Genomic DNA, 25885 nt, shown 5'->3' with positions numbered 1-25885 from the left:
GGCGACCCTGTGCTTTAATGGAAATGTTTTCATTTGAACTCTAACGCAATTACATCTTTTTCACCGTCATTACGACGCTGCCCAAGCAAATTCAATAAATTTGCCAGCCTTGCTTCTTGCCCTGCCTCTGCCCATGCCTTGCCAGAAAACTGGAAACGACCATTCGTCATTTTTCCACTGCCTGCCAGCATCATCGGGCCCTTCATCGTCAACAACTGCATATCTGCTTCTGTTCCGCGCAAATCAAACGCCATCTGGTAACTACCCAGAGGTTTGATAGGTGACAGGCGTGACGCCATTTCTGCCAGCTCCAGCTGCATGTGTCCTGTCATACTCAACTGGGCATTCTTGCGCGAAAACAGCAACTCATTCCAGGACAAATGCAACAAACCGGTAGGCCCTACGGTATTCAAAGGAGCCCCCAAACCTTCCAGCCGTTCAGGCGGCAACAACAGCACCGACGGACTGACTTGCCATTGGCTGAAGTTGCCGGCAATCTTGACAGGGGCAGACAGGGCCGCAGAATTTTCCAGCTCGACCTTGATTTGCCCCAACATCAGCAGAGGTGAAATACGCCACTGAAACCGCCCGGGGAACAAAGGAGTCACCGGCCCGACTTTACCTGCTGCCACACCCACAAATGCCGAGCCTTGCCAGAAACTGCCTTGCACATCGCCCAGACTCAACCTGCCCTGGCTTTGTCTTTCAAGCACAAAGCCCAGCCAACTCGCAGGCAAAAACACAACTACAGTCAAAATGACACTGATCAGTGCTGCCAGTATCCACGTCAAACGCCGGGTGATTAACATTGCTGTATTCCGGCCTCAGGTAGAACTTCTTTGCTGCCGCAAAGTCAGGGTCGCACTTACCTGACCACTTTCCAGCAGGGACACCAGCTTTGCTTCTTCCACGGTCAGTCTTGAGGCTTTTTGCATTTCCACGAGACATTCCATCAAACTTGCATAAGAAGCGGTTGGAATTTGCAAACGTACCAGATCATCACTGACAGCAACAGTTTGCACCTTGATACCACGCCGCCCCAACACCGCCTCTATTTGTTCTCGGCTCACAGGCGCAACAAATTCAGACAAATTGGCAGTCAAGCCGGCCTGCTGTTTGCTTAACTCGGTAATTTCTGCCAATTGCTGATTCAAGACAGGCAATGCAATACTCAATTGCTTGCGGCCGCTCAAGGCAGGAGCAAGAAAAAAACCATAGACTATGGCAGCAATAATGAACAAGGCACAAATGATCAGCATTTTGCGCTCGCGCTCTACCCTGGACTGCCAAAAGAAATTGAACTGTTCTCTGATTGCACTGAACATTATTCTTTACCCCGGTGGAAACACGCAAAGCGCCATCTGATGCGGTACTGATTTTCATGGATTGCTCGGCCAGTGCAGAACGCAAGGCATCCATCGGCACTTGCACATTCGGTTTGATTCTGACGAACAATGACCTGTCTTTGTATTCTATGGACGCCACACCACCAGGCACGCCGACCCTGTCCCATACTTGCGAGAATTGCGCTGCAATCACGGCAAAGTCATTGATTGCAAACTGTCCGGCTGCCCGTTTTGATATGTTGATTTTTTGCTGCATCTGTTTCAATGGGTCAGAAATGACGGTTTCTTTTGGATAGGTATTACGGAATACCTGCAACAAGGCACTCTTCTGATCTTTTTCTTCACGCCTCAGATTGAACCATTCAATATTCAGCGCCAGCAAATTGACTACCGCCAAGGCTATTGCCAAACGTAGCGGCCAGCGCCATTTGCTCCAGTCAAAACTGGCCATGTGTTCTGCCGCCACACCTGTCATCAGGTCTGGCGTATTGGTATTGACACCCGCTACCCGGTTGACCCAGCTTACCGGCAAGATTTCTATCTTGTCTTCCAGGCCATCTGACTTCAATGCGAGTTGACATGCTTCGACTGCAGTTGCCGGAACATAAGCAGCAACTTTAGGACTGTTGCTCAATTGCGCCAGCATGGAAAGCGCATCGCCCATGCCTGCACTTTCAAGGCTCAGGCCCAGGCCATGCTGAACACCGTCACGCAGGCTCAGCTCCAGTCCCTCATCCTTTTCTTCTATCAGGGCTGAGGCAGTCTGGCTGGCCTCATCATAGGCAAGCGACAATTGTGCTGGATAAGCAGAAAATTTCCTGGTCGGCCAGTCTTTTACCCGTTTGGCCAAGCCTTCAAGCCAGGCTTTATCCGTGACGGCAACAGTGACTTCTCCATCCTGCACATCACCACCGACCAGCACCAGGTCTGAGGGATCGGTAATCAACTGATCTTCCAGCAAATTCGGCAACGCCTGTTTCAACCTGGCTGCCGACATCGGTGGCACTTTGGTTTTCAGCAAGCTGGTGTCACTGGCAGCCAGGATAAAAGCAACCTGTTTTGCGCTGATCGCCAGCGTTTTTAATTCAGCGAGGCTGGAATGCCCTTGCTGTTGCAAGCGGCCTTCTGCCGATATCAAGGCGAAAGCCAATGCTTGCGCTGACCAGTCAGGCCTGTGTTGTGCCGCCACTCTGGAGGGCAAAGAGATATACAGTGTGCTTGCCATTTTTATTTAATTTTCCCGTACCCAAAGCACTGTTGTTGTCATTGCCGTCGATCCTATATTATCGGCACGCTCTATCAATGCACTGACATCCAGTGCCGAACGATTCATCTTGACCTTGCCATTGACGATGAAGTATCTGGTTGCGACATCCACGTCCTTGTCTGTCAGTGTTTTAAGTCTGTCTTCAAAGCGCGACTTGAATTCTGCCACCGTGCGAAAGTACGCACGATCGCGACTGGCGATCATGGCGGCAGCATCACCCACGCTAAGTCCGTCAATTCTGGCAGCCAGCACTTCGGCAAATGTCGTATTGACATTAATACTGGTCTTGCCTGGCAACACCGTAACAAAGCCTTTGAGCTTCTCCACCATTTCCGGCGTAAATCCATTAATTGCCAGCAAATCATCTACTTGAGTAAAGCGCAGGAATTGTACTTCAGGTTGCACGGAATCGGAGGTGCTTTTTCCTGCCCCTGTTTCAGCGGAAGAAGAACCTGGCGCAGCAATCGCCCGGGTTTGTGTCCTTGCCACCATGTCTGCAACAGCCTCTGCCAGTTGCCCATCAAAACGCAAATTCACCAGCAGACGGCTGAACACGGCCACCTCACGTGCATCCACATTGCCATCTGTCGCCAGATTATTCAGGTTATACATTCCTTGCGCATCAACGACCTGGCCTGACAGCGTGGCATCGCTATCTTCATTTTCAGTCTTGGCATTTTCCACATATTGATCAAGGCGGGTATCTGCCAGCTTGACAGCCCATGGCTCTCCCAGGTGATCGACATTGGCAGACTGCTTGCCGTCTTCACACAATATCAGTCTTGCCCAGTCTATCGCCCCGCGCAATATCCATTTCTTTTGCAATTGCATGCGCTGGTTTTCTATCGACCTGACCTGCACTTGCTGTTGCCAGAACAGGCTGGCAACAATGGTGATAGCAAGGGTTGTCAGCAACAAGGCAGTAATCACAGCTACGCCACGCTGTTGGCGGGTATTTTTTGAGTTCATACCGCGCCCAGCAAGAATACTTTAGTGACAGGCAGCTCACGGCCTGATAGCTGCACGGCAATTTCCAGCCCGGTCAATTTACCGGCTCTGCTTGGAATGCCTGGCGCTGCTGGTGTGGGATTGGCGCCGGCTTCGCTGCCACCGGCACGCCAGCCATTCTCACCTTCTTTCCAGGTACGCATTTCAAACCCTGTCACCTGCGTTTGCAAGCCGATCGAGGGCGTGGTCTCGGCATCAGACATGGCATTTTGCCAATCATGCTCCAGCACTGCCAGTTCACGGGTGGGCAGCATTTCGCGCCTGCCAAGTACTCCACCACGCACGCTGTAGACGACAACTTGCAAGCGGGTGGGTTGATTCTCTTCAAATACAGTGCGCACCAATGCCAATCTCGGCCCTTGGGCGCTGAAAACTTCACGGCCCGGCAAATTACTGGCATCAACGATATGGGCGCAATCATTCTCCAATTGGGCAAACGCCAGTTGTATACCGCGTGTCTGCTCCATTTCCTCGGCCAGCACGGTGCGGGCGCGGACAATACTATCGAGGCCACGCCAGCCGAGCACGGCGATAATCGCTAATATGGTAATTGCTACCAAGAGCTCTATGAGGGTAAAACCGGACTGCGGCAAATTGGCTGTACGGTCTTTCCGGGATGGCCTACATTTAAAGTGCATTCGGCACCACCTGCGTCAGCTTGATGATGCGGCGCTCAGGGCTGTCTGCTTCATACACAAACACTTCAACTCTTCTGAAAGAAGGATTGGGAGTGGCAATGACATGCTCTTCGCACATCAGGTGCAAGTCGCCTTGCGGGCAGGCAAAGGTACGCTCACCAAAGGCGGGCCACTCATGCGCCAGACGTATTTGCGCCAAACGGTTCTCAGCCGACCAGGTCGCCATCATGGAAGCGCGCAAGCTGCTGCTGTTTTGCGTCAGGCTACCCACTGCACGCAAGCTCGCACCCAGGGCAGTACCGACGATGACCAGTGCCACCAGTACTTCCAGCAGGGTAAATCCAGATTGTGAGCGCAAGCGCGGCATCTTATGCATCTTATTCCACTGAAAAATGACCTATACCGTCGGCCCGTACACTGACATGTTTGTCATTGGACTTGATGGTGAGCACAAAGGGTTTATCGACGGGTTCACGGCCAAACAGTATCCTGATCACCGAGCTGTCTGCCGCTTGGGGCTGCATGGATAATTCTACTGGCGCAGTTTGAAAAAACCGTTCGCGCAGCATGTCGTCCTTGATAGGAGACCAGATTCTGTCTTCCCTGACCAGAAAGCGATAACCATTCTGATCCACCTCAAAAGCCACCGGCAAATTGCGCACGATCGCTTCATCACGGGCAAGTTGCAAAAGCAGGGAAATACGCTTGGCGTCATTTTCCAGGCGTTGCTGCTCGCCCGGCATGGCGTTAATACTGATGGCACCCAGAATGAGGCCAAAAATGACTAACACCACCAATAACTCCAGCAAGGTAAAACCTTGCTGCCCATGCTTCATCTTCATGTTTGCTTCTTATAAATCCCAGGAGCCTATATCGGCATCTTCTCCGCTGCCGCCAGGCTGGCCATCAGCCCCCAGAGAAAATACATCAACATCACCTCTGATACCAGGCGAAAGATATTGATATGGCTTGCCCCATGGGTCATTGCGCAGTTTTTCTATATAGCCACCCGTCTGCCATGCATTTGCTGCAGGGCCAGACGTTGGTTTTTCTATCAGTGCCTGCAAACCCTGTTCCGTAGTCGGGTAGCGCTGGTTATGCAATTTGTACATCTTCAGTGCACCCATGATGGTGGAAATATCCTGCTTGGCTGCAGTCACCCTGGCTTCATGGGTAAAACCCGTCAGTCTAGGCACCATAAAAGCACCGAGAATGGCGATGATGGTCACAACCACCATGATCTCTATCAGGGTAAAACCGCGCTGGGAATTCCTGGCCTTGCCTGCACGTAATGAAACTGAAGGAACTGAAAAATTAAGCATGGCGTAATTCTAAAAAATAAAAACTCTAAAAATAAAAAAATGCGTGGCGTACATACTAGCTGCACGCTGACGCAGTATAAATCCTGAGATTATCCCTGGGGCCACTTTCTGTATCGAATAGTAACAAAAAATGCCTTGAAGACAATATTTAAACACAAAATTGGAAATTAATATGTATGAATTCTGTTGAATTGCACTTCATACTACCACCAGTATGTGTCAACTCAATTTCAGCGGCAGACTGCGCAGACGTTTACCAGCCAGGATAAATACCGCGTTGGCAACTGCTGGTGCTATCGGCGGCACGCCTGGCTCACCTATCCCCTGCGGCAGCTCTGCACTCTTGATGATGACAGTTTCGACTTCTGGTGCCTCATTGATGCGCAAGACCTGATAGTCGTTGAAGTTACTCTGCATGACCTTGCCGTCCTTGATCGTGATCTCGCCATACAAGGCAGCACTGAGGCCAAATACCACGGCAGACTCCATCTGCTGGGCAATGATATTGGGATTAACCGCTATGCCGCAATCCACAGCACAAGTTACCTTGTGCACCCGGATTTGCCCATCCTGCACTGAGACCTCGGCTATCTGGGCGACTATACTGCCAAAGGATTCATGCAATGCCAGGCCATGGGCCCTGCCTTCCGCTGGCTTGCCCGCTTTTTGTACTACTGCATCCAGCACGGCCAGATGACGTGGATGATCCTTCAACAAGCCACGGCGGAATGTCAGGCTATCCTGATTAGCTGCATGGGCAATTTCATCGATAAAACTCTCTTTAAAAAAGGCATTGTGTGAATGGCCGACTGAGCGCCAGAAACCAAGCGCAACGGGACTGGGAGCAATGACATGCCGGATGCGCTGATGCGGGATTTCATACGGCATGTCAAACTCGCCTTCTGCCGTGGTTTTATCAGGACCAGCCCCCATCAAACCAAAGGTGCGCGCCAATACCTGATGGGTAATTGAACCCGACACGGACTTGTTGTCATAAGCCAGCAATTTGCCCGCACTATCCAGCCCTGCCCTGAAGCGTGCCAGGGCGGCTGGGCGATACATGTCGTGCGTCGTATCTTCTTCCCGGCTCCAGATCATCTTTACAGGAGCACCCTTGATTTCCAAGGCAATACGCGCGGCTTGCGCGACCATATCTACTTCCAGCCTGCGGCCAAAACCACCACCCAGATAGGCCATGTGCAGAGTGACGTCTTCAGATTTAAGCTTGGCAACTTTGGCAGCCACATCTACGGCCACACCAGGTACCTGGGTAGAAACCCAGATTTGCAGCTTGCCATCCTTGAGCTGTGCGGTGCAATTGATAGGTTCCATCGCAGCATGCGCCAGAAACGGCGCACGATATTCTGCCTCTACGGTTTTTGTTACGTTCTTGCCAGCCAAGGTTTCTTCGACATCTCCAGTCTTGTGATAGGCAAAACCAGATTCACTATCGAGCTTATTGGCAAAGTCCTTGAATATACTTTCTGTAGAGAGTTGCGCATGCTCGCCCGCATCCCAAGTGATGGGCAATTTATCCAATGCCTGTCTGGCTTGCCAATAAGACTGAGCCACCACGGCCACACCTGCCACCGCCCCTTCCATGGAGAAATCAATGACCTGCATAACGCCGGGCATGGACTTGACTGCAGCGGCATCAAAAGACTTGATGCGACCACCTATGGTCGGGCTTTGTTTGATGGCGGCATACACCATGCCTTCTGGTCGCGCATCAATACCAAACTGGGCGCTGCCATCACCTTTGGGCGCAGCATCAGTACGCGGCTGCGGCTGGCCTATGATTTTGAAGTCTTGCGGACGCTTGAGTTGTATCTCACCAGGTTTGCTATTGACGGCATCAGCAGCCAGTTCAGCATAGCTGGCATGCTTGCCGGATGAATGGCTGACTACTCCATCTTTGGTTCTACATTCTGTCGCAGCCACCTTCCATTTTTTTGCTGCTGCGGCAATCAGCATGGCGCGCGCCGTAGCACCTGCTTCGCGCATGGGTTGCCAGGCGTCTTTGACGCTGGATGAGCCACCTGTCATTTGCAAACCCAGTTCGCGGGCAAACTTGAGCGTCACCCATTGCGCGGTGCGCTTGAGGCTACCGTGATCATCCGGGTGAAAAGGCAGGCCATCAGCCAATGCGGCCATGTTTCCATAGATTTTGTCAGCGGGCACATACATGGGCCTGACCATGCTCATGGGCACATCCAGCTCTTCGGCCACCAACATTTGCAGGGCAGTATGTATGCCCTGCCCCATTTCGCTCCTGTGCATGGCAACACTGACTGTGCCATCTTGCACAATCTTGATCCAACCGTTCATGGCGACTTCGCCATTTGATACCGGCAAGGGTGTACTGGTGTTCAGTCGCTGGCGCGGAGGCATTACGCCCCAACCTACCAGTAATGCACCCGTCAAGCCCAAGCCACCCAGGATGAAGCGGCGGCGTCCTGATTTTTTTAGCTGCGACATGCGCTGTCTCCCTTATTTTTGCCGCCTTCATATTATTTCTTATATATTTGGCGTGCTTATGTATTCCGTCTTGGATAACCTTCTGCCAATATCCTGGTCCAGACGATTTCCTTCTGTTCTGTGTTCATGAACACCCACTCTGCCACCTCAGCCACGGTGCGGCCACAGCCACGACAGACATCATCAAATGTTGTTGAGCAAACGGCAACACATGGCGTGTCCGGGCGTTCTTTGCCTTCCATCTTTATTACTGACATATATATGTACTCTTGTTTTCAGGAAAATCTTGCCTGAGAGCTTGGCGCTCTTATAATAAAACGAGCGTTCGCATTTTCCCCGGCTAATAGTAAATGTTTTTTTGTTTACTGCGTTGGTGGTCTTACTCTATTTTGCTCTCTATTTTTCCAGAAACAGAGGGACTTTGTTGACAGCCTACAGGCTTCAGCGGGAAAATTGGCTGCTTTCTGTCTATCCCTCACAAATATAAAGGTACATCATGAAAGTAGCCGTCGTTCTTTCCGGTTGTGGCGTCTTCGATGGCGCTGAAATTCACGAGAGTGTGCTGACTATGCTGGCTCTCGTCAGAGCCGGTGCAGAACCTGAGTTCTTGGCACCCGATATCCCGCAAGCCCATGTTGTCAATCACCTTACTGGCCTGGTCGCTGAAGGTGAGAGCCGCAATGTATTAGTGGAATCTGCCCGCATTGCCCGCGGCAAAATCAAAGATATCGCGCTGGCAAATGCTGACGACTATGCCGCCGTATTTTTCCCTGGTGGTTTTGGCGCAGCCAAAAACCTGTCTGATTTTGCCAGCAAAGGGGCAGACTGCCAGATACAGCCAGATGTCTTGCGTTTTGCCAAAGCCATCGCTGATGCAGGCAAACCCGCATGTTACATCTGCATCGCTCCCGCCATGATGCCCCACATCTATGGCAATGGTGTCGCCGTCACCATAGGCACAGATGAAGGCACAGCAAGCGCTGTCACTGCCATGGGCGGGCAGCACATCAATTGCCCGGTCAAAGAATTTGTCATCGACAAGCAAAGAAAAGTTGTCAGCACACCAGCCTATATGCTGGCAGAAAACATTGCTGAAGCTGCTACTGGCATAGAAGCTGCCGTCAAAGCGACGCTGGCATTAATCTGAAACCCCCAAGCCCCAGGTATCATTTTTAAAACAAGGTCTTCATGACTCAAGATTTTTTCCAATCCCTGATGTTGCTGATATTGGTCACCGACCCGTTTGGCAACGTCCCCATCTTTGTCAGTGCCCTGTCCCATGTTGCGCCCGAGCGGCGCTGGCGTGTGGTCGTGCGCGAATGCGCGATAGCCTTTGGCCTGCTTTTGCTGTTCATGTTCTTTGGCAAACACTTCCTCACTGCGCTGCAATTAACTGAAGTGTCCTTGCGCATAGGTGGTGGTGTGATCCTGTTCCTGATTGCCTTGCGCATGGTGTTCCCGCAGGAAGGTGGTATTTTTGGCGATGTGGAAGATGGTCACGAACCCTTTATCGTGCCACTGGCAATACCAGCACTGGCTGGCCCGTCTGCGCTGGCAACAGTCTTGCTATTTTCATCCGATAGCCGTCAGGACATGGTGGTACATCTGGCGGCATTGACTGCCGTTGCAATAGTCTGGCTGGTGGTATTATTGAGCGCAGAACGCATGCAAAAAGTACTGGGTGTGCGCGCGATGACGGCCTTCGAACGCCTGATGGGCTTGATACTGACGGCGATGTCGGTCGAAATGCTGCTGGCGGGGATCAGGGATTATCTGAAAACCCTGAACTGACAAAATACAGCTGACCACGCATTGAGGACTTGGTCAGCCACACCAGACGATTTATCAAGCGCCTTCAGTGATTAAAGCTAAAGTAACCGAGCAGGAACAACGCCAGGGCAATCAGGAATTGTTTAAGCATTTGACGATTCATGGTTGTCCTTTAAATTATTTTATCTTCAGTCATTTGCGCGATCTCGGCATCACTATAACCCAAGGCACTCAGCACTTCCTGATTATGTTGACCGAGGCGCGGACCCAACCACTGAGTCTGCCCAGGAGTCTCTGACATCTTGGGTGTTATGGCAGGCAGCTTGACTGGCGTACCATCATCAAATGCATGCTGCTCGAACATCTGGCGCGCCAGGAATTGCGGATCGCTCATCATATCCCGCACAGAGTAGATTTTACCCACTGGCACATCCGCAGCCTTCAGTATTTGCAAGGCTGTTTCTATATCACGGCCTGAGCACCATGCTTGAATTGCCGCATCAATTTCTGCCGTACGCGGGACACGGCCATCGTTGCGCACCAGACCAGGGTCTTGCGCCAAATCATCACGATCTATGGCTTTCATGAGCCTGTGGAAGATCGCATCACCATTACCTGCAATAACAATATTTTCACCCTCAGCAGTGGTATAAGTATTCGATGGGACTATTCCAGGCAAAGCACCACCAGTACGTTCACGCACGACACCGGCATGATCAAATTCCGGCACCAGAGATTCCATCAAATTGAAGACCGACTCGTACAAAGCCACATCCACCATCTGGCCCTGACCAGCAACACATGCCTCGCCCTGTTTGCCATTCCAGCGTCCACCCGTGACATCGCGATGACGCAGGGCCATCATGGCACCAATGACACCATGCAAGGCGGCGACTGAGTCCCCTATCGATATGCCTACGCGCACAGGTGGGCGATCAGCGTGGCCAGAGACATAACGCAAACCGCCCATGGACTCGCCTATGGCACCAAAGCCGGGCAAGTCTTTCAAAGGCCCGGTCTGGCCATATCCAGACAGACGCACCATGATGGTGGCGGGATTGATCGCTTTTAAATCTTCAAATCCCAGCTCCCATTTTTCCAGTACGCCGGGGCGATAATTTTCTATGATGATGTCGGCTTCCAGGGCCAGGCGTTTGGCAATTTCACGCGCCTGTTCCTGCTTCATATTCAGGGTGATGCTTTTCTTATTGCGCGCCTGCACACTCCACCACAGTGAAGTACCATCCTTTAGCACACGCCATTGACGCAAAGGGTCGCCGCCATCGGGCGATTCTACCTTGATCACTTCGGCACCAAATTCAGCCAGCATGCGCGAGCAAAATGGTCCTGCGATCAGTGTGCCCAACTCCAGAACCTTGATGCCCGCCAAAGGGCCATGTGCTTTAGCTTGTGACTGCATAAGAGAAAATGCGCTCAGAAAGGTTTTACGGGACTGACTTATACAAAAGTCAGCTTCTTGATTTCCCATGCGATATTGGCGCGTGCCTGCGCATCAAACTGCGCCGCCATGATGGGGTGAAAATATAGTTGTTCGCGGCCTGCAAAGCGCTTCAGCACTTTCAGTCGCCCTGCCCTGTAAGCAGGTGCTTCCAGCCAGCGGAATTCATTGCGTATGGCCCGGCTATATTGCTGATACACGTCCTTGGGTGCGCCCAGGATAGTCAGTGCAATATCGAGAAACAAGGGAATATCTGCCGCACGGTTTTTAAAATCAGCCACTTCATGTCTGGCCGTGGCAAGTATGCATTGCTGCACATGCATGATGACGGTGGGATTGATCTCCATGCGCATCATCAACTCTCCTGCCAATTCTGCACTTTTCAGTTCATTATTATTGGCATGGGTGTCATACACCATGTCATGAAACCAGATCGCCAGCGAGACGACAGGGAAATTCTGGATATCTGCGCGCCGCTCTTCAGCATGCCTGAGCATGGACTGGATATGCGTGAGATTATGAAAACTGCGTTGAGGTTCGGAGTAGTGTTTGTCCAGTAAAGCCCAGACTTCTTTGGCATGCCGGGGACTACCCGCCAAGCCCTGTATCAGGTCTGACCATTGCAACTGCAATTTGCTTTTTTGTTCGGCGGGGATCAGAAACATGATGGCTTATATTATTATAATTAAGTAGTCCGTCTATCCAGCATGGCGCGGGCAATCGTACCTGCATCCACATATTCGAGTTCACCACCAACCGGCACACCACGCGCCAGACGGCTGACCCGCAAGCCACGTGCCTTCAGCGTCTCACTGATGTAATGCGCAGTTGCCTCGCCCTCATTGGTGAAATTGGTCGCCAGCACCACCTCCTGCACTTTACCGTCAGTAGCTCTGGTAACCAGCTTTTCCAGGTGTATGTCTTTCGGGCCTATGCCATCAAGCGGCGAGAGTCGTCCCATGAGTACAAAGTACAAGCCTTTGTACGTCATGGTCTGCTCTATCATCATCTGGTCAGAAGGTGTTTCCACCACACATAGCAGACTGGTATCGCGCACAGCATCCAGACAGGTTTCGCAAACTTCGCTCTCGCTGAAGGTATTGCAGGATGCACAATGCTGTATCCGCTCAACCGCGTGAGTCAGCGCCATGCCAAGGATGGCGGCGCCTTCCCTGTCATGTTGCAGCAAGTGATAAGCCATGCGCTGCGCAGACTTTGGCCCAACACCGGGTAAGCGGCGCAATGCCTCAGACAAGGCTTCCAGACTACCGAGTTTTTTCACACTCAGAATGGCATCTTGAAGCCGGGTGGCAAAGGCATGCCAGCTGTCAGTGCGGACATTTTTTCTTGTGAAGTGGCTTCTGCCTTGCGTACTGCATCATTGAATGCAGCAGCGACCAGATCTTCCAGCATGTCCTTGTCATCGCCCAGCAGAGATGGATCGATGGTAACGCGCTTGACATCATTCTTGCAGGTCATGACAACCTTGACCAAGCCAGCACCCGCCTGGCCTTCAACTTCTACCAGGCCCAATTGATCCTGGGCTTTTTTCATATTGTCCTGCATAGCCTGGGCTTGTTTCATCAGGCCAGCCAGTTGATTCTTCATCATAAAAATTTCTCCGAAAATAAAATTAGAATTTGTTTGAAAGATGCTCACAAGCACAGACACATTTACTTACACATTGCCGATCTCAGATCGGCCGTATGCTGCCTGTGACGATAGTGGCACCAAATTCGCGCATTAAAGTCTGCACGAAACTGTCGCCTTGTATGGATTTCTCTGCCTGTTGCTGGCGCACTTCACGCTCAGCCACAGCCTGTGCGTTGGCTGTATGCTCAACCGCACCTATCTCGGTTTCTACCCGTATGTTTTTTTCAAAACGCTCAGTCAGGGCTGCACTAAGTTTTTCTACACTGCCCGAAGACAGGAGAGTCGCCAAAGGCAGGCGCAGGCGGAATACATGAGCATTACCATCCTGCTTGCAACTGACCAGTTCACTTTGCTGTGTCATTTGCTGCGCTACACCACGCACTGGCAAACTGGCAGCCAGTGTTGGCCAATGACCATCCCAATTCAGCTCAGGCACTGGTGCATTCGCGATCAGCCGATCAGCATTCGGGGTAGTAGACTCCCTGGGTTTGACAACTTCTGCAGCAACAGCTTGCTGTTCCTGGTCAGCTAGCACGGCCACTTCAACTGACGCGGCTTGCTCCTGCGGCACAGTAGGTGCAGCGGGAGCCGTCACTCGTGGTAGCATCGCCGGTTTTGCAGGCTCTGCATCGAAGAACATTTCTTCATCCCAGGGTGGTGGCATATCATCCATGCCCATGGATTGCATATCCTGCTCGGCAATCAAAGGCGCGGGTGCAGACACCGGCTGGGCTGGCTTGACTAATGGCTGCGCGGATGGCGGTGCGACTTTGACAGTTGGCGTGGCAGCCGGAGTAACCGGAGCGACGGGCGCGACTGGAGCAACCGGGGCCACGGGCGCAATCACAGCCTTGACTTGTGATGCCGGCGCGGCTTCAGACTGAGCCGAGCGGGCTGGCGTACCGCCCTTGGCACCTGCACCTGCACGTGCAGCGGCCAAGGCCGCCATGACAGGGCTTACCCGGGCACCAGTAGCTGGCACTGGTGCTGGTGCGGGCGCATCTATTTTTTCCTGTACTACCGGTTTCGCTACTTCTGCAGTAACTCTGGCAGGCGCAACTGCCTGTACTGCGCTTGCGATCGGTACGGAACCACTGACATTTGCGACTGCAGGACCGGAAGCAGGAGCAGAACCCGGACGACCAGCGCTTTGTGAGGGAGCCTGATTGTTAACATGATTCACCGGCAAAGCCGGACGCCCACCAGCCGGTGGTGTACTGGCGGGCGGCTGCGCCCATTGCTCACCACTGACGGGTTTGAATGCCAGCATGCGCAACAGTGTCATGCTGAAGCCTGCATATTCATCAGGTGCCAACGCCAGCTCATTGCGGCCATGTACGGCAATTTGATAAAACAGTTGTACTTCTTCTTTGGCGAAACTCTGCGCCAGGCGCAATACCTGTTCACGCTCAGGAATATCTTCTGCCACTGCTGCTGGCACCATTTGCGCCACGGCTATCTGGTGCAGCAAACTACCCAGGTCCTGCAGGGCAGCCTTATAAGACAGGCTACGTGCTGCCATTTCGTCGGCAACATCCAGCAAGGCCTTGCCATCCTGGGCCAGCAAGGCATCCAGCAGGCGTATCAGATAAGACTGGTCCAGCGCACCCAGCATGCCTTGCACCGCATCAAGGCTTACTTTACCGGCAGCATAGGCAATTGCCTGATCTGTCAGCGACAAGGCATCGCGCATGGAGCCATGGGCACCTTGTGCCAGCAAACGCAAGGCGGGCAATTCAAATTCGATTTGCTCTTGCCCCAGGATATTTTCCAGATGGCCAACGATATGGCCAGGCGGCATTTGCTTGAGATTGAATTGCAGGCAGCGTGACAAGACCGTGACTGGAATTTTTTGCGGGTCTGTCGTGGCAAGAATGAATTTGACGTGTTCAGGCGGCTCTTCCAGCGTTTTCAACATGGCGTTGAAAGCGTGGTTGGTCAGCATGTGCACCTCGTCTATCATATAGACTTTAAAGCGTGCATTGGACGGAGCATAAATCGCCTGCTCCAGCAGCGAGGCCATTTCATCGACGCCGCGGTTCGAGGCGGCATCCATTTCAATATAGTCAACAAAGCGCCCGGCATCAATCGCTGTACAGGCTTCGCAAACTCCGCAAGGATGGGCGGTGATGCCCGTCTCGCAGTTAAAGGATTTGGCCAGTATGCGTGACAGCGTCGTCTTGCCGACACCACGGGTACCGGTAAACAAATAGGCGTGATGCAGCCGCTGCTGCTCTAGCGCATGCGATAAGGCACGGACCACGTGCTCTTGCCCCACCAGAGTTTCAAAACTCTTGGGGCGATATTTTCGGGCGAGGACTTGATAGGACATCCCGCGATTTTACCTTATTCGGGCACTCTGATCAGTGATTTGCAGATATCCCAACACCAAGTTTTTCATCTGAGCAAGAAATTCAGGCTCTTGCAGGCTTTGTGGGGACAACATCAGGGTCTGGTACAAGACGCCGTAGACAGCCGCGTGGACTATCGCCGGGCTGGTATTGGGGTACAGCGCACGGTCTGAGCTTGCCGCAAAAGCAGATTCCCAGATATCAACAACCTGCCCATACAAAGCGCTATAGGCTTCCATATTAGAAATCTGCCGCTCCAGGAAAATCAGGGCAGACCACTCCTCGGTCTTGTCGGCATGCAAAAGAATGATGCGCTCCAGCAGATCCGTGACGATGTCTTGCAAGGGCTGACCATGTTGCAACTCCACCCAGATGCGCATCTGCGCACCGATATTCTTCATCCGCTCATGGATACAATGGGCTGCTATCGACTTCTTGCCAGGGAAGTATTCATACAAGGTACCCAAACCTACGCCAGCAACCAAAGCGATATCGCGCATGGTCAGATCGGCATAGCTTTTTTCGACCAAAAGCCGAACAAAGGCATCGAGGATTGCCAATTGTGTCATTTTTGAGCGTTGCTGCACTGGCTTGCGGCGTAGTTTCAAAGGGCTGGCAGACTCGCTCATGGTGTTTCTTGTTTTATAAGTTCAGGTACTTGGGGAATGCTAAAAGGCGAACATCTTGATTACTTCATCAGACTACACTATTCATCTGGCTTACTTATTTACTCAACATCAATACCCCCATCTCAATGAGGCCCATATGCAGTGGCAAACCCATGAAATAAGCAATCAGGTCGCAGACCTGCAAGATTACAATATTTTCACTAGTGATGCCGTTCTAATGACCAGCCTGGCGCAGTATCAGGCTGACTGGTATCAAAACACGCTGGCAGAATCTGGACAGGAGTTGGGCAGCAGCGCCGTGCTGGAAGCTGCTACGCTGGCCAATACGCATCTGCCCGAGCTGCATACTCATGACAGACAGGGCAAGCGCATAGACAGGGTAGATTTTCATCCGAGCTGGCATCAATTATTGGGAATATTGCGCAAGCAAGGCTTGCATGCCAGCCCCTGGAGTCAATCGCGCATGGGTGCACATGTTGCCCGTGCAGCCGGCTATTTCATGCAGTCACAGGTGGAATCTGGTTCCTTATGCCCCAGCACAATGACTTTTGCCTCCATCCCCGTGCTGCAAAACGAAGCTGTGCTGTTCGCTGAACTCAAAGACAAACTGTACTCGCTGGAACATGATTCGCGTGACTTGCCGATAGCCCAGAAAAAATCCATCCTGATAGGCATGGGTATGACGGAAAAACAGGGTGGCTCGGATGTGCGCACCAATACCACCACGGCAGTAGCGCTGGGTGCGGAAGGACGAGGCCAGGCTTATGCACTGACCGGCCACAAATGGTTTTTCTCTGCCCCCATGTGCGATGCCCATCTGGTATTGGCCAAAACTGAAACTGGCTTATCTTGTTTCTTTGTACCGCGCTGGCGTCCTGATGGCAGCAAGAATTCTATCCTGATACAAAGTCTCAAAGACAAACTGGGCAACAAATCCAACTCCAGCAGCGAAGTTGAATTCCAAGATGCCTACGGCGTCATGATAGGTAATGAAGGCCGGGGCATACCAACCATCATAGAAATGGCCAACCTGACCCGGCTGGATTGCGTCATCGGCAGCGCAGGTCTGATGCGGCAGGCACTGGTGCAAGCCATCCATCATGCACGCCATCGCACGGCTTTTGGCAAGAAGCTGGTAGATCAGCCTTTGATGCGTAATGTACTGGCTGACCTGGCACTGGAAAGCGAAGCAGCAACCCGACTCATGCTGCATCTGGCTGCTGCCCTGGATGCACCAGATGACGCCTTGCAACGCGCCTGGAAACGCATCATGACGCCTGCCGCGAAATTCTGGATTTGCAAGCGTGCGCTGGAATTTACCGGTGAATGCATGGAGGTCTGGGGTGGCAATGGCTATGTCGAGACTGGCCCCATGGCGAGGTTATATCGTGAAGCGCCAGTCAACTCCATCTGGGAAGGCTCAGGTAATGTAATGTGCCTGGATGTCTTGCGTGCCATGGAAAGAGACCCGGAAGGCCTGCAATTACTGTTGCAATTATGGAGCAATTCAGCATCTGAGCAGGTCAGGAAAATGGTGCAGGAATTACAGCCAGACCTGGCATCAACAGAATTCAGGGAAATGAACGCCCGCCGCATTACCCAAAAACTGGTACTGACGGCACAGGCTTTTTTGATGGCCGAATATGCTGAAGAAGATATCGCCCTCACCTTTATACAAAGCCGCGCAGATGCTGAATGTGGTCGTGTCTATGGAAGCTTGCATGGACAGGTGAAGAGCGCTTTGCTGGACCGTATCATCGCCCGCTCATTCACTTACCAAAAAATCAATTAACCTGCAGGCTGCCGGACATTACTCAGTTTGCGCAGCCTGTTTCAATTCCCTCGCCTTTTCCTTCTCCAGGAAAAGACGATCCCGGCTGCGCAACTCTTCCCTGAGTGCAGCCACTTCCCTGCTCAAGTGGCGTATATCAGCATGCAGTTGCTTTTCCAGATTCGCTTCTTCTTCCTCCACAAACAAGGCGGCGATATTGGCCGTTACGATGGAAAACATGGCATAACCAAGCAAAACGATGAAGACGGCAAATATCTTGGACGCGGGTGTAGATGGGACAATATCTCCATAACCCACGGTAGCTATCGTCGTAAAAGCCAGCCAGACACCATTTGCATAGCTATGCACATTGGGTTCCAGCCAGTAAAACCCGGCACCTGCGGAACTTAGCATCAACAAGGCCAGCACTATCATTTGCACCAGATGACTGGGTTTCATGTGCTGCAAAACCAGGGTCGCAAGACGCAGCAGAATGACGGCTACCAGCGCCAGGCGCAGCAGCCATTCCAGCGTACCCCAAGCCTCGCCGGTAAAGACGATGCTCAGCAGGCAACCAGCGATAATCACGCCATCCAGTGCCAGCTTGCCACTACGTCTTTTTTGATTTCTGTTCTTTTGCCATTGCAGACCAGTATCGACCAGCATCAACAAAGCTGAGGCCGCATACAGGCTGCGCCCGGCCAGCTCGGTGATGTCAGTAGTACCACCCAGCAACAGATAAAATGCCGGGATGGTCAACAGCAACCCCACCAATAACAAAGGACGGGTAAACCAGGTCCAGAAGCGTTGAGTCACTGGAAATTTCATTGTATTTTCACCAAAAATCTCATCAAGACGAACACGCGACAGCATCTGTAGGATCTGAATCCTGCTTTATCGCTTTTTGGCAATCATCAATGGAAAAAATTGAACACACCTTGCGATCGCGCAAATTTTATAGAAAGTCGAAGAATAGGCGGGAGAAATTGCGGTAAAAAATCAGGCAGGCAAATCAAGCCATGCCATAAAACCAAAGCCGCCTGCCTTAAAGGCAAAGCGGCTGTTATGGTTTTGCAAGCAGCTTGGAGTACCGCTATTTTAGAAAGCAGCGATTCCAGTCTGCGCACGGCCCAATATCAGTGCGTGGATATCGTGCGTACCTTCATAGGTGTTGACGACTTCCAGGTTCACCAGATGACGGGCAATGCCAAACTCATCGGAAATACCATTACCACCCAGCATATCGCGCGCAGTGCGGGCGATATCCAGGGACTTGCCGCAAGAATTACGCTTCATGATGGACGTGATTTCAACGGCTGCCGTACCTTCATCCTTCATACGCCCCAGACGCAAACAGCCTTGCAGTGCCAGCGTGATTTCTGTCTGCATGTCAGCCAGTTTTTTCTGTACCAGCTGATTTGCGGCCAGTGGGCGACCAAATTGCAGTCTGTCCATGGTGTATTGACGTGCCGTATGCCAGCAGAATTCTGCCGCGCCCAATGCACCCCAGGCGATACCATAACGGGCAGAGTTCAGGCAAGTGAACGGGCCTTTCAGGCCTTCTACATTCGGCATCAGGTTTTCTTCTGGCACGAATACTTCATCCATGACGATTTCGCCAGTGATGGAAGCACGCAAACCAACTTTGCCGTGAATGGCCGGTGCGCTCAGGCCTTTCCAGCCTTTTTCCAGAATAAAGCCACGGATACGGCCATCATCTGTTTTTGCCCAAACCACAAAGACATCAGCGATAGGGCTATTGGTGATCCACATCTTCGCGCCGCTGAGGGAATAACCACCCGGTACAGTCTTGGCACGGGTCACCATGCTGCCGGGGTCAGAACCGTGGTTAGGCTCGGTCAGGCCAAAGCAGCCTATCCATTCTCCAGTTGCCAGCTTGGGCAGGTATTTTTGTTTTTGTGCTTCGCTGCCAAATTCATTGATAGGCACCATCACCAGCGAGCTTTGTACACTCATCATGGAACGATAACCGGAATCCACACGCTCCACCTCACGTGCAACCAGGCCATAGCAGACGTAGTTCAAACCAGCGCCGCCGTATTGCGTAGGGATCATGGAACCCAGCAAACCAAGCTCACCCATTTCACGGAAAATGGCCGGATCTGTTTTTTCATGACGGAAAGCTTCCAGTACCCTTGGAGTCAGTTTTTCTTCGCAATAAACACGCGCGGCATCCTGCACCATGCGCTCTTCATCGCTGAGTTGCGAGGACAATAACAAGGGATCTTCCCAACTAAATACAGCCTTGGCCATCTGTTTCTCCTGATTTGAATATGTACCGTTATATATTTATTTACCTGCCACTTTTCTACATTAAGAAGTGACATGTCTGGTTTTATGCAGCCTTATCCTGTTACAGTCCACTATTGTGGCAAATGCAGCAAGGACAAACCCAGTTGCGCCCTGCGTACCAGCCATGGGCTGGGGCGATAGCGCGGGTCGCCAGTGCTGGCATACAAGTTCCGCAAAACCAATAGTATACGCGAAGTGCCGAGTTTGTCGCCCCAAGCCAGCGGACCTGCCGGATAAGCGAGGCCCAATACCACTGCATTGTCCAGGTCTTGCGGGCTGCAAATACCCTGCTGAGCTATGTCGCTGGCGATATTGATGATGGTCGCCAGAATACGCTGAACCACGAAACCGGCACTATCCTGTATCAGGCTGACGCCCTGCCCGCTTTTTTGCAGCAGGGACTGGCATTGTGCTGCCAGATTTGCATCTGTAGCGGGATTCATCATCAGGCTCAGATGCCCCTGACAAGCAGTCAGTGCATCTATGCCAAGGCTGCGACGGGCATCCAGCCCGGCTCTTGCTACACAGGCGCTGACATCTTCGCCATAAGGGCTAACTATGCATATTGCTTCCGTAGATGGCAGAGCACCATTTTCGACGACGGCGCCGCAACGTTCAAACAAGGCAAGCAGTGCTGGCACTGCGTCCGCATTTTCCTGGTTGATCCATACTGGCCCCGCCCAGGCAGGCAGTTGCTCAGGAACTGGCGGCACATCCTGATTGCCACTGTAAGAATAAAAACCGCGCCCGGTCTTGCGACCCAGCACACCCGCATGTACCCGCTGTGCAGTAATGACACTAGGGCGATAGCGTGGCTCTTCATAATACTGATGATAAATCGCTTCCATGACCGGGTGAGAAACATCCAGCCCAGTCAGATCCAGCAATTCAAACGGGCCCAATTTGAAACCTGCCGCTTCGCGCATGATTTGGTCGATCTGGCGAAAGCTGGCGACATTCTCTTGCAATATCCGCAGAGCCTCCGTTCCATAGCCACGGCCCGCATGGTTGACGATAAAGCCCGGTGTATCCTTGGCACGCACTGGCAAATGCCCGATTTGTGTGGAGAACGCCATGAGCTGCTCTGCGACCGCAGCATCGGTCAGCAAACCATCAATGACCTCAACCACCTTCATCAAGGGGACAGGGTTAAAGAAATGCAGGCCGGCGACACGCTCAGGTATTTTTGTTCCAGCCGCAATGGCGGTTACTGACAGGGAAGAAGTATTGGTCGCCAGTATGCAAGTGTCGCTGACGATGGCATCAAGTTGCTGGAACAAAGCACGTTTGACATCCAGCTTTTCAACAATAGCCTCAACTACCAGATCACATTTGGCCAGTTCCTGCACACTATTGACGACTTGCAAGTTTTCCACAGCGCGTTGATATTGTTCTGCACTGAGTTTTTCCTTGTTCAGCATTTTTTGCCATTGTTCGGCAATCAACTGACTGGCCTTGCTGGCGGCGTCTGCCTGCACATCAAACAAGAGCACAGTAAAACCTGCCTGTGCCGCAATCTGGGCGATGCCACGCCCCATGGCACCGGCACCGACGATGCCAACAGCGCCAACAGCACCAACAACAGCAATACTGGTCTTCATATTTACTCCGGCACAATGGCGGTGACTTCTATCTCTACCCTGGCTCTGTCTTCTATCAAGCCTGCTACCTGCACGGCAGTCATGGTTGGGTAATGGCGGCCTATGATGTCGCGGTAAGCTTCGCCAACTTCTTTATAGGCACCTACATATTCTTTTTTATCGATGACATACCAGGTCATGCGCACGATATGCTCAGGTTTGGCATTTGCCTCTGTCAATACTTCAACGATATTCTGCAAGGCTTGCCTAACTTGCCCAGCAAAATCATCTGTCTGAAAGGCGCATTGCGCGTCCCAGCCCACCATGCCACTGACGCACACAGTGCGGCCACTGGCAGAAATGCCATTCGAATAACCACGTGGTCTGGCCCAGCCTGGAGGTTGCAAAATGTCCATCATCTATCCCTTTCATTGATGACTTTTCATAGCCTTGAGCCTGAAAAGTCCATTATATCTATCTTATCTATCTTATATTTCGCAGTACTTCAGCATGGCAGTACGCAGCTCATCGGGTATGGCTATCGCCTTGCGCATTTTCAAATCCATCATGACCAGCACTAGCCTGGCTTTCAGACGCACATCCTGTTGCTGCCCGCTAAAGCAAATTTCCAGTTCGACTGAACTCTTGCCCAGTTTCGTCACGATCAATTCCGCCAGCAAGCTTTCGCCCAGTTCTGCTGGTTTGATGAAATCAGTTTCCAGATGCACGGTAGGCAAACCTATGCCGCGTGCAATATGCATTTCATGAAAACTGCATTCCAGACCTTGCGCGCACCAATCTTCTACCACGCCATTCATCATTTCAAAATAGCGAGGATAAAACACAATGCCCGCCGGGTCGCAGTGAGCAAAGCGTATGGGCAACTCAACCGTAAAAATCATGCGGAAGCAAACTCTTTCAGCAATTCACGGCCTATGATCAGTTGCTGCACTTCCGTCGCCCCTTCATAAATACGCAGGGAGCGGATTTCACGATACAGGCGCTCTACCGGCACTTCGCTGACGACACCCAGGCCACCAAACATCTGCACCGCTGCATCTATCACTTGCTGCGCACCTTCAGTCGCAGTCAGTTTTGCCATGGCGGCTTCTTTGGTGACTTTCCGGCCCTGGTCTCTTTGCCAGGCTGCGCGGTAAATCAACAAGGCTGAGCTATCTATCGTAGCAGCCATCTGCGCCAGCTTGGCCTGCGTCAATTGAAAATCGGCCAGGGTCTGGCCAAACATCTTGCGTGTCGTCACCCTGTGCATGGCTTCATCCATGGCACGACGGGCAAAGCCAAGTGCAGCGCCAGCCACGGACGTACGGAAGATATCCAGCGTCGCCATCGCCACTTTGAAACCCTGCCCTGCTTCGCCCAGACGCTGTGTTGCCGGAATACGGCAATTAGTGAACTTCAGACGTGCCAGCGGATGCGGGGCTATCACATCGATACGTTCTGCAATCTCAAAGCCAGGCAGATCAGCGTCAACGATAAAGGCCGTGATGCCACGTGCGCCCGGCGCTTCCCCTGTGCGGGCAAACAGTACATAGAAATCAGCAATGCCACCATTGGAAATCCAGGTTTTCTCACCATTCAATACATAGTGACCACCATCTGCATCCGCGACAAATTCTGCCGCACATTGCATGGCTGCCACATCCGAACCAGCTTCAGGTTCCGACAAGGCAAACGCGGCAATCGCCTCACCTTTGGCGACCTTGCTCAGATAATTTTGCTTTTGCGCTTCCGTCCCGTGCAGGCTGATGGCACCTGAGCCCAGCCCTTGCATGGCAAAGGCAAAATCTGCCAGGCCAGAATGACGGGCCAGGGTTTCGCGTATCAGGCAAATGGCGCGTGTATCGATAACGTCAGCATTACCACCATAAGCACTACCGCCTATGGCATTTTTGAGCCAGCCAGCCGCACCGAGTTGCTTGACGAGATCGCGGCAAGCCTGATCGACATCAGCCGCATGATGATCAGGCAGATTCTCCGCAGACCAGGCATCCAGCGTGCGTTGCAATTCCCGATGTTTGTCATCAAAGAAGGGCCAGTCCAGGTAACTGGTGTCAGACATGATATGCGTCATGCTCAATCCCCTTCAAAGACAGGTTTTTGCTTGGCAACGAAGGCATGGTAGGCACGATGAAAATCATTGGTCATCATGCAGATGGCCTGTGCCTGGGCTTCCGCCTCTATGGCTTCGTCAACCCCCATATTCCATTCTTGCTGCAGCATTTTTTTGGTCATGCCGTGAGCGAAGGTAGGACCGTCGGCCAAGCTGCGCGCATAAGCCTGCGCCTCTTCCCAAACTTGCTCAGGCTCTACAAGCCTATTGAAAAATCCCCAGCGTTCTGCCTCTTCGCCCGACATGGAACGCCCCGTATATAAAAGATCAGAAGCCCGCCCCTGCCCTATGATACGCGGCAAAATGGAACAAGCGCCCATATCACAACCTGCCAGACCAACCCGGGTGAACAGGAAGGCTGTCTTGCTACGCGCTGTACCCAGGCGTATATCAGACGCCAGTGCCAAAATCGCGCCAGCGCCAGCGCAGACGCCATCAATTGCCGCGATAATCGGCTGTGGGCAGGCACGCATGGCTTTGACGAGATCACCCGTCATGCGGGTAAAACTCAGCAGACCTGGCATATCAAGTTTGGTCAACGGGCCGATGATTTCATGCACGTCACCACCAGAACAAAAATTCTCGCCTGCGCCAGTAATAACAATGGCCTTGACATCGTCCCCATACGCGAGTGCACGAAACAGGTCGCGCAACTCGGCATAGGAATCAAAGGTCAAGGGATTTTTGCGCTCAGGCCGGTTCAGGCTGATCGTGGCAACACCAGCGACTACGGCGTATTTGAAATGACTGGCTTCATAGCCCGTCAGTTGTTGACGATTGCCAGGCAAATTCTGAGGCTGTCCAGGTAGGTATTTCATGTTTATTGTTCCTGCTTGAGGTTGTCCGTATTATTGTCGGCAATGCCATCAACACCAGGTTCATGCAAATGCGTTTTCACCTGCGACAATAATTCAAATAATTTACTTTTTTGTTCAGTCTGCAAACCGGAAAACATATCGGCTATCCATGCTTCATGGACAGCAGCCATGCGCTTGAAGGCGCGGCGGCCAGCAGGTGTCAGCTTGACGCTGTAAGCACGCCTGTCTTTGAGATCTGCGACACGGGTTACCAGTTTTTCCTGTTCCAGTTGATCGGTAATGCCGGTGATATTGCCGCCAGTGACCATCATGCGCTTGGACAGTTCACCCATGCGCAAGCCTTCTGGGTGGCGTTCGAGTTGCGCCATGAGGTCAAAACGCGGCAAGGTAATACCAAACTCGCTACGCAGGCGGCTGCGAATTTCACCCTCTATCATTACGGTGCAAGACAACATGCGTAACCACAGGCGCAAAGACTGATGGTCATCTTGCGTCAGACGGGTTTCCATGTCGAATACGGGGTTGCTGTCTTCTTTCATACCTGATTTTATCTGTTCTTCAGATTTCATCACATGACTTCGCCACCAGCGACAGCAATGGATTGTCCATTCATCGCCGATGCACCGTCCATGCATAGCCACAACACCGCATCTGCCACCTCTTGCGGTTGCACCAGGCGTTTTTGTGGATTGCCAGCGGCCAGTTCAGCTTTCGCCTGTTCTTCAGTTCTACCGGTTTTGGCAACGATATTGGCAATTGCATCCTTGACGATATCGGTTTCGGTATAGCCGGGGCAAACCGCATTCACGGTCACGCCTTTAGCTGCAACTTCAAGCGCCACCGCGCGCGTCAGACCTATCACGCCATGCTTGGCGGCGCAATAGGCAGAGACATAGGCATAACCCTTCAAGCCTGCTGTACTGACCACATTGACGATACGACCCCAGCCTGCTTCCAACATCGCAGGCAAAGCCTGTTGCATGCAAATGAAGCTGCCGTTCAGGTTCACATCCAGCATGTTTTGCCACAGTTTGGCATCGGTTTTCAGGAAAGAAGCGGAACTGGCTTGCCCGGCATTGTTGATGAGGATGTCGATGCGGCCATCCCTGCCCTGTGATAATTGAAAAGCTGCCTGCACTGATTCCACATTGCTGACATCCATGACGACATACTGCACTTTGGCATAGTCCAGAGAGGCTACAGCCTCCTGCAAGGTCGCTTCGCTGCGACCTGCCAAGGTCACGGTCGCACCCTCGCTGAGCAAAGCTTGCGCTATCGCCAGGCCTATACCTTTGCCACCACCGGTGACCAGTGCATGCCTGCCTTGTAATTTTTCCTGATACGCAACCAT

At 52.2% G+C, this 25885-nt stretch carries 27 protein-coding genes and 1 pseudogene; 3 read left to right on the top strand and 25 right to left on the bottom strand.

Annotated features, from left to right (window positions below; all coding sequences use genetic code 11):
• Positions 1 to 29: 29 nt before the first annotated feature.
• The 10 genes and pseudogenes from gspN to UNDYM_RS10895 all read right to left on the bottom strand — a co-directional run bounded on the left by gspN (position 30) and on the right by UNDYM_RS10895 (position 8316).
• Positions 30 to 809: a type II secretion system protein N gene (gene gspN, locus UNDYM_RS10940; RefSeq protein ID WP_370529460.1), complete on the bottom strand. Its 780-nt coding sequence runs from the start codon at positions 807 to 809 to the stop codon at positions 30 to 32.
• 15 nt (positions 810 to 824) lie between these two features.
• A complete protein-coding gene (gene gspM, locus UNDYM_RS30645) occupies positions 825 to 1259 on the bottom strand; it encodes a type II secretion system protein GspM (RefSeq protein WP_232063962.1) in 435 nt (144 codons plus the stop codon).
• A gap of 118 nt (positions 1260 to 1377) precedes the next feature.
• Positions 1378 to 2571 (bottom strand): annotated as a pseudogene (gspL, locus tag UNDYM_RS10930) (type II secretion system protein GspL); the annotation flags it as partial.
• A gap of 6 nt (positions 2572 to 2577) precedes the next feature.
• A complete protein-coding gene (gene gspK, locus UNDYM_RS10925; protein ID WP_162041055.1) occupies positions 2578 to 3582 on the bottom strand; it encodes a type II secretion system minor pseudopilin GspK in 1005 nt (334 codons plus the stop codon).
• A complete protein-coding gene (locus UNDYM_RS10920; RefSeq protein WP_162041054.1) occupies positions 3579 to 4259 on the bottom strand; it encodes a type II secretion system protein J in 681 nt (226 codons plus the stop codon). The genes gspK and UNDYM_RS10920 overlap by 4 nt, the downstream gene beginning before the upstream one ends.
• Entirely contained in the window at positions 4249 to 4635 is a 387-nt protein-coding gene (gene gspI / locus UNDYM_RS10915; protein WP_162041053.1) for a type II secretion system minor pseudopilin GspI, read from the bottom strand. Before gspI ends, UNDYM_RS10920 begins: the two co-directional genes overlap by 11 nt.
• Before the next feature lies 1 nt (position 4636).
• Entirely contained in the window at positions 4637 to 5101 is a 465-nt protein-coding gene (gene gspH, locus UNDYM_RS10910; protein WP_370529109.1) for a type II secretion system minor pseudopilin GspH, read from the bottom strand.
• A gap of 9 nt (positions 5102 to 5110) precedes the next feature.
• Positions 5111 to 5581, bottom strand: coding sequence for a type II secretion system major pseudopilin GspG (gene gspG, locus UNDYM_RS10905; protein ID WP_162041052.1), 471 nt, complete (start codon positions 5579 to 5581; stop codon positions 5111 to 5113).
• A gap of 219 nt (positions 5582 to 5800) precedes the next feature.
• Positions 5801 to 8059: a molybdopterin cofactor-binding domain-containing protein gene (locus UNDYM_RS10900; RefSeq protein WP_162041051.1), complete on the bottom strand. Its 2259-nt coding sequence runs from the start codon at positions 8057 to 8059 to the stop codon at positions 5801 to 5803.
• A gap of 56 nt (positions 8060 to 8115) precedes the next feature.
• Positions 8116 to 8316 (bottom strand): DUF1289 domain-containing protein, encoded by a 201-nt coding sequence (locus UNDYM_RS10895; protein WP_162041050.1) that lies wholly within the window; start codon positions 8314 to 8316, stop codon positions 8116 to 8118.
• Positions 8317 to 8555: 239 nt separating this feature from the next.
• Between UNDYM_RS10895 and elbB the strand changes: the two genes are divergently transcribed.
• Together elbB and UNDYM_RS10885 are read left to right on the top strand one after the other, a co-directional pair.
• Complete coding sequence (elbB, locus tag UNDYM_RS10890) at positions 8556 to 9206, top strand: isoprenoid biosynthesis glyoxalase ElbB (RefSeq protein ID WP_232063959.1); 651 nt, start codon at positions 8556 to 8558, stop codon at positions 9204 to 9206.
• A 41-nt stretch (positions 9207 to 9247) separates the two neighbouring features.
• Entirely contained in the window at positions 9248 to 9850 is a 603-nt protein-coding gene (locus UNDYM_RS10885; protein ID WP_162041049.1) for a MarC family protein, read from the top strand.
• A gap of 151 nt (positions 9851 to 10001) precedes the next feature.
• On the opposite strand, the gene UNDYM_RS10880 is transcribed toward UNDYM_RS10885, so the two are convergent.
• The 6 genes from UNDYM_RS10880 to UNDYM_RS10855 all read right to left on the bottom strand — a co-directional run bounded on the left by UNDYM_RS10880 (position 10002) and on the right by UNDYM_RS10855 (position 15921).
• On the bottom strand, positions 10002 to 11249 hold the full coding sequence (locus UNDYM_RS10880) for a CaiB/BaiF CoA-transferase family protein (RefSeq protein ID WP_162041048.1): 1248 nt from the start codon (positions 11247 to 11249) through the stop codon (positions 10002 to 10004).
• 38 nt (positions 11250 to 11287) lie between these two features.
• Entirely contained in the window at positions 11288 to 11953 is a 666-nt protein-coding gene (locus UNDYM_RS10875) for a hypothetical protein (protein WP_162041047.1), read from the bottom strand.
• Positions 11954 to 11973: 20 nt separating this feature from the next.
• Positions 11974 to 12570 carry a recombination mediator RecR gene (gene recR / locus UNDYM_RS10870; RefSeq protein ID WP_162041046.1) on the bottom strand — a complete coding sequence of 199 codons (597 nt, stop codon included), beginning with the start codon at positions 12568 to 12570 and terminating at the stop codon, positions 11974 to 11976.
• 2 nt (positions 12571 to 12572) lie between these two features.
• The gene (locus UNDYM_RS10865) at positions 12573 to 12899 is read right to left on the bottom strand and encodes a YbaB/EbfC family nucleoid-associated protein (RefSeq protein ID WP_110253135.1); all 327 of its coding nucleotides are present in this window, start codon (positions 12897 to 12899) and stop codon (positions 12573 to 12575) included.
• An 82-nt stretch (positions 12900 to 12981) separates the two neighbouring features.
• A complete protein-coding gene (locus UNDYM_RS10860; protein WP_162041045.1) occupies positions 12982 to 15273 on the bottom strand; it encodes a DNA polymerase III subunit gamma/tau in 2292 nt (763 codons plus the stop codon).
• Positions 15274 to 15282: 9 nt separating this feature from the next.
• Positions 15283 to 15921 carry a TetR/AcrR family transcriptional regulator gene (locus UNDYM_RS10855; protein ID WP_162041044.1) on the bottom strand — a complete coding sequence of 213 codons (639 nt, stop codon included), beginning with the start codon at positions 15919 to 15921 and terminating at the stop codon, positions 15283 to 15285.
• A gap of 136 nt (positions 15922 to 16057) precedes the next feature.
• Between UNDYM_RS10855 and UNDYM_RS10850 the strand changes: the two genes are divergently transcribed.
• Entirely contained in the window at positions 16058 to 17713 is a 1656-nt protein-coding gene (locus tag UNDYM_RS10850) for an isovaleryl-CoA dehydrogenase (protein WP_162041043.1), read from the top strand.
• Positions 17714 to 17731: 18 nt separating this feature from the next.
• Here UNDYM_RS10850 and UNDYM_RS30640 read toward each other — a convergent pair whose 3' ends face one another.
• From UNDYM_RS30640 to UNDYM_RS10805, 9 genes are all read right to left on the bottom strand, one after another.
• Positions 17732 to 18520: a potassium channel family protein gene (locus tag UNDYM_RS30640; RefSeq protein WP_232063954.1), complete on the bottom strand. Its 789-nt coding sequence runs from the start codon at positions 18518 to 18520 to the stop codon at positions 17732 to 17734.
• Positions 18521 to 18790: 270 nt separating this feature from the next.
• On the bottom strand, positions 18791 to 19966 hold the full coding sequence (locus UNDYM_RS10840) for an acyl-CoA dehydrogenase (protein ID WP_110253131.1): 1176 nt from the start codon (positions 19964 to 19966) through the stop codon (positions 18791 to 18793).
• A gap of 110 nt (positions 19967 to 20076) precedes the next feature.
• Positions 20077 to 21606, bottom strand: a complete 1530-nt coding sequence (locus tag UNDYM_RS10835; protein WP_162041042.1) for a 3-hydroxyacyl-CoA dehydrogenase — start codon at positions 21604 to 21606, stop codon at positions 20077 to 20079.
• A 2-nt stretch (positions 21607 to 21608) separates the two neighbouring features.
• On the bottom strand, positions 21609 to 22001 hold the full coding sequence (locus UNDYM_RS10830; protein WP_162041041.1) for a RidA family protein: 393 nt from the start codon (positions 21999 to 22001) through the stop codon (positions 21609 to 21611).
• 72 nt (positions 22002 to 22073) lie between these two features.
• Positions 22074 to 22487: a thioesterase family protein gene (locus UNDYM_RS10825; protein WP_162041040.1), complete on the bottom strand. Its 414-nt coding sequence runs from the start codon at positions 22485 to 22487 to the stop codon at positions 22074 to 22076.
• A complete protein-coding gene (locus UNDYM_RS10820; protein ID WP_162044565.1) occupies positions 22484 to 23665 on the bottom strand; it encodes an acyl-CoA dehydrogenase family protein in 1182 nt (393 codons plus the stop codon). The genes UNDYM_RS10825 and UNDYM_RS10820 overlap by 4 nt, the downstream gene beginning before the upstream one ends.
• Before the next feature lie 14 nt (positions 23666 to 23679).
• Positions 23680 to 24534, bottom strand: a complete 855-nt coding sequence (locus tag UNDYM_RS10815) for an enoyl-CoA hydratase family protein (protein WP_162041039.1) — start codon at positions 24532 to 24534, stop codon at positions 23680 to 23682.
• A gap of 2 nt (positions 24535 to 24536) precedes the next feature.
• The gene (locus UNDYM_RS10810) at positions 24537 to 25103 is read right to left on the bottom strand and encodes a MarR family winged helix-turn-helix transcriptional regulator (RefSeq protein ID WP_162041038.1); all 567 of its coding nucleotides are present in this window, start codon (positions 25101 to 25103) and stop codon (positions 24537 to 24539) included.
• Entirely contained in the window at positions 25103 to 25885 is a 783-nt protein-coding gene (locus tag UNDYM_RS10805; protein ID WP_162041037.1) for an SDR family NAD(P)-dependent oxidoreductase, read from the bottom strand. Before UNDYM_RS10805 ends, UNDYM_RS10810 begins: the two co-directional genes overlap by 1 nt.

It is taken from the genome of Undibacterium sp. YM2 (assembly GCF_009937975.1).
Classification (GTDB): Bacteria; Pseudomonadota; Gammaproteobacteria; order Burkholderiales; family Burkholderiaceae_D; genus Undibacterium.
This window is presented reverse-complemented; position numbering and strand designations above follow the sequence as displayed.